This window comes from Deferribacterota bacterium (genome assembly GCA_034189185.1).
In the GTDB taxonomy this organism is placed as follows: Bacteria; Chrysiogenota; Deferribacteres; order Deferribacterales; family UBA228; genus UBA228.
In genome coordinates this window covers 1-7,007 of the sequence record JAXHVM010000093.1, presented here as the reverse complement: position 1 = coordinate 7,007, position 7,007 = coordinate 1, and the positions used below count along the sequence as shown (strand labels likewise).

Sequence of the window (7,007 nt, the reverse complement as noted above, 5' to 3'; positions counted from 1 at the left end):
CAAAGAGCTTGCATTGCGTATTGTTAGTGATGGAGAAGGGGCTAAGAAATGCGTTTTAATCTATTTAAAAGGTGCTGAAAGTAAAAAAGAGGCAAGAAAAGCAGTTAATAAACTTTCAAATTCATTACTATTTAAGACAATGCTAAATGGGGAGGATCCTAATTGGGGCAGAATTATTGCAAGCCTAGGTGCCTCTAAAATTGAGATGTTAACAGAAGAAATTGATATATATTTTAACAATCTAGCCCTTGTTAGAAATGGAGAGCTCACCTCAAAGGAAAATGAGGAAAAAGTAGCTGAGATTATGAAAAAACAAAGATATACAATAACAATTGATCTAAATAAAGGTAAATCTTCCTATTATTGTTATACATGTGATATTGGTCATAAATATATTGAAATAAATGCTGATTATAGAACTTAAATGTTTATTTTAAGAGAAAACATCATCATTAATAAATTCTTGGGGATTTATTGGCACACCTTTATATAATACCTCATAGTGGACATGTGGGCCCGTTGATCTGCCAGTTGATCCAATCTTTGCTATAGTTTGCCCTCTTTTGACATAATCCCCTTCTTTGACTAATAGCTTGCTACAATGGCCATATCGAGTAATATAACCGTAGCCATGATCAATCATAACCATTCTGCCATAGAGGGCCTTATATCCAGCAAAGATGACAATACCATTTGCAACAGCTTTTATTGGGGTGCCATAATTTGTTGCAATATCTAAGCCAGAGTGGATTACTCTTCTACCTGAGAATGGAGATATTCTATAGCCGAATATACTTGATATATAGCCCGTATCAACAGGGGAAATATTGGGCAGCGACTGGTATTTTATAGTGTATTTTTCTAATTCTAAAAGAGAGCTCTTAATATGTTTTTCTTTTTTTGTTAGATTTTCATCAAGTTTTTTTAAATAATCATCTAATTGATTAAAGAATTCCTTCTCTTTTATTTTTGCTGATAACTCCCATTCCTCATTAGTTGCCTCAAATTCAGTACCACCTATTGAGAGATCTATATTCCCCATTTGTTTTTTAACCTCATTTAATAGAGAATTTAACTTGTTTTCATAGATCTTGACATTAATAAATTTTTTATTAAGAGAGGCAACAAGCTCGTCATATTCTTTTATTTTACTTTTTAACTCTTTATTTTCGCTCTTATATGCTAATAGATTGTCTCTTTGGAGATATATCTCTATTAGATAAATATAAGATACAAATAGCATAATAAATAGTATAAGACAAATAAATCCACAAATATAAAGATATTTGAGGTTTATCTTTAGGGATTTAACCTCTTTATATTTATAGTTATCAAAGACTAAGAGGGTTACATCTTTTAGTTTATTCTTCTTATTTTTGCTAATCATATATATTTTTTATATAGTTTTTTACTATTTGTCAACTAAATTAGGCTTATCAAGGTCATACAAAATTATTCTCTTTTAGTTGTTCAATTATATCAAAAAGTTTCTCAAATAGCTTGTCATATTTAACAAATATTGCCTTTCTTTTGCTTCTAATATAGATTTCAACTTCATTTTTCTCCATTGCTTTCTTGCCAACGTTTATTCTAATGGGGTAGCCAATAAGATCGGCGTCATTAAATTTCACACCTGCCCTATAATCCCTATCATCTATGGCAACATCTACATTTTGTTCCTTTAGCTTTTTATAGATAGATTCAGCTGTTTCTACTATAAGGGTGTCATTTGTATTAATTGGTATAATAACAACCTCAAAGGGTGCAATCTGGATTGGCCAAATTATCCCCTTCTCATCGTGATTTTGCTCGATACTTGCTGAGGCTATTCTACCTATTCCAATGCCATAACAGCCCATAATATATGGCCTTAATTTTCCATCTCTATCGCTAAAGTAAGCTTTTAAAGCTTCTGAGTATTTTGTCCCCAGTTTAAAAATATGTCCTGTCTCAATACCCTTCATGCTTTCGTATTGGCTATTACAATTGATGCATAAATCACCTTTTTTGGCATATCTTAAATCATAATAATGCTCAATTATAAAATCCCTAGAGGTATTAGCGTTTATATAGTGGGTATCCCTTTCATTTGCCCCTATAACAAAATTTTTTAAGCCCTTAACTGAGTAGTCAGCATATACGGGTATATTTAAACCGATGGGACCTGAAAAACCCACAGGCCCACCAGTTAATCTTTCAATCTCTTCTTGACTTGCAAAATCAGGCATTGTCTCTGTTATATTATTTTTAACCTTAGTAAGATTAAGCTCATGTTCACCGCTAATTAATACTGCAAAGTAAAAGTCCTTTGCTTTTAATATTAGTGTTTTTACAATTTTTTCTAATCCTACGTTAAGATATTCGCTGACATCTTGAACAGTTTTTATATTGGGTGTAGATATTTTCTCTAAGGGTTTTTCTAACTCTTTAGATTCTTTCTGATTTTCTTTTAAGGCCGCCTTTTCTAAATTAGCGCTATATCCGCAGTTTTTACAATATATTATGGTATCCTCACCACTATTTGCTAAAACCATAAATTCATGTGAGAAGGTTCCACCTATTGCACCTGTGTCTGCCTCAACAATTTTATATCTAAGTCCTAATCTATCAAAAATATTTTGATAGGCCCTATACATTTTCTCATAACTAATTTTGGCACCTTCTTCGTTTGCGTCAAAGGAATAGGCATCTTTCATTATGAATTCACGTGCTCTCATAAGCCCAAACCTTGGCCTTATTTCATCTCTAAATTTTGTTTGGATTTGATATAAATTTATTGGTAATGATTTATAGGATTTGATATGTTTTCTAACAATGTCTGTTATTACCTCTTCATGGGTTGGTCCAAAACAAAATTCTCTATCATTCCTATCTCTTATACGCAATAGCTCTTTACCATATTTTTCCCATCTACCTGATTCTACCCATAACTCTTTAGGAACCATGGCTGGCATTAATAGTTCTATTGCACCAGCTTCATTCATAGCAGTCCTAACAATTGCTTCAATCTTTTGTAAAACACGTAAGCCTAAGGGTAGATAATTATATATGCCAGCAGCAACCTGCATTAAAAGCCCGGCTCTTATCATAAGTTTATGACTTATTACCTCTGCCTCAGCAGGTGCCTCTCTTAGTGTGGAAATAAAATAGTTAGAAAGCCTCATCTATTACCTCTTATATAATTCATTTTTATATAATAAGTTTTTTATTTTTAATTTATTTATAAAATCTTTTGTATACTTATGCATTAACGCTGTGCTTTCAAAGGTCTTTAAGAGAAAGCCACTATTTAACATTTCATTTGCTTTAAAAGTATGGCCTGTGTAGAAAAATTCTTTTACAAATGAAAATTTAGTGATTCTTGGAATTCTTGCTGTGCCGCCAAAACCTGTAATAAAACCTAAATTTACACCAGGATGAGCAAAAACACTTTTTCTAGTTGCAAACCTGAAATCACAGCTTGCTGCAAAATCAACACCACCACCCATGCAATAGCCATCTATTTCTGCAATTGTTATAAACCTATCATCTGAGATTAAATTAAATAGTTTATTGCCCAATAGGGAGAATTTTTTGGCTGCTACAGCAGAATATTTCTTCAATGTTTTAATATCAGCGCCAACAGCAAAGGATCCCTTTGTCCCAAAGAATCTTATAATCTTTATAGATGAGTCTAATGATTGCAAATAATCAATTAATTGATTTAAAAGGTTAACTGTTAATATATTGTAAATTTTATTATTTGGTGTAAAGATAATCGATAGTATGTTATCCTTTGTCAGCACTGTTTTAAAATATCTATTCTGCGTTATTGATATCCTCCCATCTAGTAGTAAAAAGTGCTTTCCTATTTTCTAAAAAGGCTTTTATACCCTCATCCTTATCTTTACTAGCAAAAGATATACAAAAGGCATTTTGTTCAATTAGAAGGGCATCCTCCAAGGCTAGATGAGGGGCTCTATTTATAATCTCTTTAACTAAGCCTAAGGCAAAAACACTCTTTTCTTTAATCTTACAGGTAAGATGTTTTGTATAATCTGTTAAGGCCTCATTTGTGTCAAAAACTTTACTTATAATACCTCTCTTGTAATATTCATCAGCATTAAGCATTTCACCAGTAAGGGTGATATACTTTATAAACTGCTCAAATATAGCCCTTGTTAAGATTTTAAGCCCACCAAAGTGGGGGATCACTCCCTTATCGAGACAAGGGTAGCCAAACTCAGAATTTTTTGTAGTTAAAAATAGATCTGCTATTAATGATAACTCAAAATAACCATCAAAAACATAGCCGGCACTTTCAGCAACCACAAGTTTTCTTGAATTAATAATAGATGCGGCAATTTTTTGGCTTAATTCACTATATGTTTGAATATCACTTTTATTTAATGACTTAAAATAATCTAAATATTTGGTAATATCCTTTTGATTTTTGTATATTTTAAGCATAAAAATGTCTTTTGACCTGTTCTTCTCAAAGCCTTTAAAACTGTCAAAGAGTTGTTTTAAGTCATCTATCTTTAACTCATCAATATGAAAAATTTCACAATTATTCATAATTTAGTAGATTATATTATATTAAGAGAGTTGTTTGAGCAATATTAAATACTTTTTATTGTATAGATAAAAGACAACTGCTAATAGTAGCGCTAAAATAAAGTTAAGCCAAGGCATTTCTTTGTAAAGACAAACAAGTATAACTGTATTTAAGAATATAAAATCCAATGATGAAAGAGGCTTAATATTTTTAAAGTGTATTTTTTTACTAGACCAAAATGAAATTAGAGTTAGCAATATTAATCCAATAACAGTATTTTTTATGCTAAAATAGTTATAGTTAAGCAGATAAAATATAATAACCAGAATAATAACATCTTTTAATTGGTAAGATAATTTCTCATAGGTTGTAAAGATTATATATAATATAGACATAAACAATATAAGAACTATTGTAATCCAGTTTGGTATAAGTATTAAGGCAAAAATTGATAAATTAATGATAAAATATAAAAACCATTCAAATGGAGAGGGATGTCCTATCTTTTCATAAGTTTTAGTGATAACCTGTTTAAGGGGAAATTTATATAAAAAGATAAAGAATAAAATAATAAATATATAAATTATAAAAAAATGAATAAAATTGTAATTAATATAAAAAAACAAAACATATATGTTTATAATAAGTTGCAAAAGAAAAAATACGCATATAGTAGTTTCTTGGTCGTCAGTTTTAAAATAGAGCTTATGATGGAGGTGTTCTAGATCTCCTATAAAGGGTGAGCTACCTTTATTTAATCTTCTTATTATTGATGTTGTTGAATCTATGATAGGTATTGCCAGAATCGTTAGGATAATTAGTAAATTTTTGATGGTCATATTATTTATAAAGTAAATAGTAGAAATAATTGAGATATTTAGACCTAAAAATAGACTACCTGTATCCCCCATAAATATAGTCGCCCTTGGAAGATTGAATGTTAAAAAACCCCAAGTGGCAGCTGTCAACAAGGCCGCATATATGGCAAAGCTATTTATATCCTCTAAATGCAAAAGATAGCTAAAGATGGCCAAAATAAATATAGAAAGTCCACTAGCTAACCCATCAAGACCATCTATTAGATTTATGGCATTAGTCATAAAGAGCATCCATATAATAAGAATAAGTGCAAATATAATATTTATGAGATTGTTCGCAAAAATAATTTCATATGAGTTTGATAGAAATATATATATAATTATAGCAATAAATATCTGTATAATAAATTTTATATTTGCATTTAGTTTTTTTAAGTCGTCAATTAGTCCAAAGAAGGTAATTAATACAAGTGAAATAAATAACAGTTGATAGTTGGCAACTGGTTTTACTACAGCAAATGCTACTAAGAAACTAATAAATATAGCTAGACCACCAATTGTTGGAACCTTTACACTATGAAGTTTGCCTTCAGGTTTTTCTAGAATGTCAAATCTCTTGCATAAAGAAATTATTAGAGGTATTAGAAAGATAGAAATAAAATATGGCAAAATATATTTATACATATTGATTAAATTTACAAATATTTTACTTTATTTATGATTTACAATATTATCATATTAGTATATGAAAACAAACAAAATACTTGATAAAATTTTTTATTCTTATCAGCCAATTCTCAATGTTTATTCTGGCAATACTGTTGGGGTTGAGGCCTTTTTAAGGGGATATAATAATCTGGGATTTAGTAACATACCTCAATTTTTTGATACTATAAAAAATGAAAAGAATTATCTTGAGATTGAATGTGAAATAATGAGAAAGGCTATTAAAGGTTTTAAGAAAGCTAATTTTAGCAAAAATATAATATTGTTTATAAATATTAATGATACTTTTGTAGGTAATGATGAGTTTAATTTTGATAATGTAACAGAGATTATAACCGACGAGGGATTGTTTTTAGAAAATATTTGCTTTGATATAGATGGAGGCATGAATAAACACTTTATAAAAACCTTCAATATATTAATAGATTATGCAAAAGAGAGTGGTTTTAAGTTGTCAATTGATAACTATGGTGTTTATAGTATGAATTATCCTTTGCTATCACAAGATAGCCCTAATTTTATTAAGATAGATAGAGATCTAGTTAGTAATGTTAATAATATTAGGTATGGAACATTTTTACAATATATAACAAGGATCGCCCATCTTTTTGGTATAAACATAATTGCTGAGTGTGTCGAGACAAAAGAGGAATATTTCATGATAAAGCAATTTGGTATTGATATGTTACAGGGATATTTTGTTGCAAAGCCAACTAAAGATATAGAAAGCATAGATCTTGTATATAAATCAGTTGAAGAGGCAGCTAAGCTTGATAGGAGAAGAGCCGCTACCGATGAAGACCTCATAAGAGATAGGCTTGATACAGTTAAACCAGTACTTATAAATTCAACAATGGAAGAAGTGTTTGAAAGGTTTGAGGATAATCCAGAGCTAACTATTCTACCAGTAGTTGATAACACAGGAT

General features: G+C 29.9%; 7 protein-coding genes. 2 read left to right on the top strand and 5 right to left on the bottom strand.

The features are described 5' to 3' along the window. Positions 1-424, top strand: a 424-nt coding sequence (locus SVN78_07100; protein MDY6821371.1) for a bifunctional ornithine acetyltransferase/N-acetylglutamate synthase, incomplete at its 5' end; no start/stop codon positions are given. A gap of 9 nt (positions 425-433) precedes the next feature. On the opposite strand, the gene SVN78_07095 is transcribed toward SVN78_07100, so the two are convergent. The 5 genes from SVN78_07095 to SVN78_07075 are packed head-to-tail and all read right to left on the bottom strand — an operon-like array spanning position 434 to position 6,039. After that, a complete protein-coding gene (locus SVN78_07095) occupies positions 434-1,387 on the bottom strand; it encodes a peptidoglycan DD-metalloendopeptidase family protein (GenBank protein ID MDY6821370.1) in 954 nt (317 codons plus the stop codon). A 55-nt stretch (positions 1,388-1,442) separates the two neighbouring features. Continuing rightward, positions 1,443-3,164: a proline--tRNA ligase gene (locus tag SVN78_07090; GenBank protein ID MDY6821369.1), complete on the bottom strand. Its 1,722-nt coding sequence runs from the start codon at positions 3,162-3,164 to the stop codon at positions 1,443-1,445. A 3-nt stretch (positions 3,165-3,167) separates the two neighbouring features. Then, positions 3,168-3,785 carry an enoyl-CoA hydratase/isomerase family protein gene (locus SVN78_07085; GenBank protein MDY6821368.1) on the bottom strand — a complete coding sequence of 206 codons (618 nt, stop codon included), beginning with the start codon at positions 3,783-3,785 and terminating at the stop codon, positions 3,168-3,170. 13 nt (positions 3,786-3,798) lie between these two features. Continuing rightward, positions 3,799-4,557, bottom strand: coding sequence for an enoyl-CoA hydratase-related protein (locus SVN78_07080; GenBank protein ID MDY6821367.1), 759 nt, complete (start codon positions 4,555-4,557; stop codon positions 3,799-3,801). A gap of 21 nt (positions 4,558-4,578) precedes the next feature. After that, on the bottom strand, positions 4,579-6,039 hold the full coding sequence (locus SVN78_07075) for an MraY family glycosyltransferase (protein MDY6821366.1): 1,461 nt from the start codon (positions 6,037-6,039) through the stop codon (positions 4,579-4,581). 61 nt (positions 6,040-6,100) lie between these two features. On the opposite strand from SVN78_07075, the gene SVN78_07070 reads away from it, so the two are divergent. Beyond that, positions 6,101-7,007 (top strand): EAL domain-containing protein (locus SVN78_07070; GenBank protein ID MDY6821365.1); only part of this gene is annotated, 907 nt, incomplete at its 3' end.

What these genes read in the sequence shown, in the direction of transcription:
- SVN78_07095 (MDY6821370.1), bottom strand. Translation starts at nt 1,387, where the DNA reads ATGATTAGCAAAAATAAGAAGAATAAACTAAAAGATGTAACCCTCTTA.
- SVN78_07090 (MDY6821369.1), bottom strand. Translation starts at nt 3,164, where the DNA reads ATGAGGCTTTCTAACTATTTTATTTCCACACTAAGAGAGGCACCTGCT.
- SVN78_07080 (MDY6821367.1), bottom strand. Translation starts at nt 4,557, where the DNA reads ATGAATAATTGTGAAATTTTTCATATTGATGAGTTAAAGATAGATGAC.
- SVN78_07075 (MDY6821366.1), bottom strand. Translation starts at nt 6,039, where the DNA reads ATGTATAAATATATTTTGCCATATTTTATTTCTATCTTTCTAATACCT.